The sequence below is a fragment of the uncultured Vibrio sp. genome (assembly GCF_947488985.1).
GTDB lineage: Bacteria > Pseudomonadota > Gammaproteobacteria > Enterobacterales > Vibrionaceae > Vibrio.
The window spans coordinates 1-375 of record NZ_CANLBV010000326.1 but is presented as its reverse complement, the minus strand read 5'-3'; the positions used below and the strand labels follow the sequence as shown (position 1 = coordinate 375).

Here is a 375-nt window from a genome sequence, read left to right as displayed (position 1 = left end):
CCAAACCCAACGCCACCTGCTACCAAAGGAAGAAGCACAATTAACGGCATGCTTCCCCCTTATTTTTTCACTGCTATAACCAACACCGTAAGCAATAACGCGGCTCCCAAACCACCACCGACATACAACAAGGTTTTGTCTATCGGTTGGATTTGGGTTTGCGGTAAACCTGTTACCGCATTGCCGTGATTATCTTTCACTGGCTGTTGGGGCTGCTGTGTCGTCCCTGAGTTAGTAGAGTGATCATCTTTGGTGGCGGTATCAATCAAGTTACCCATACCTTCGCCAACGTCATCCAAAAGGCCAGAGCCGAATTCAGTTAAATCATCCCAAAAAGCCAAAAGTCACCCCCTTACACTAAATCAGGGCGAACAA

1 protein-coding gene is annotated in these 375 nt (G+C 47.5%); it reads right to left on the bottom strand.

Annotated features, from left to right (window positions below; genetic code table 11):
• Positions 1–59 precede the first annotated feature (59 nt).
• Entirely contained in the window at positions 60–341 is a 282-nt protein-coding gene (locus Q1A70_RS20540; RefSeq protein WP_299695618.1) for a hypothetical protein, read from the bottom strand.
• Between the last annotated feature and the right edge of the window lie 34 nt (positions 342–375).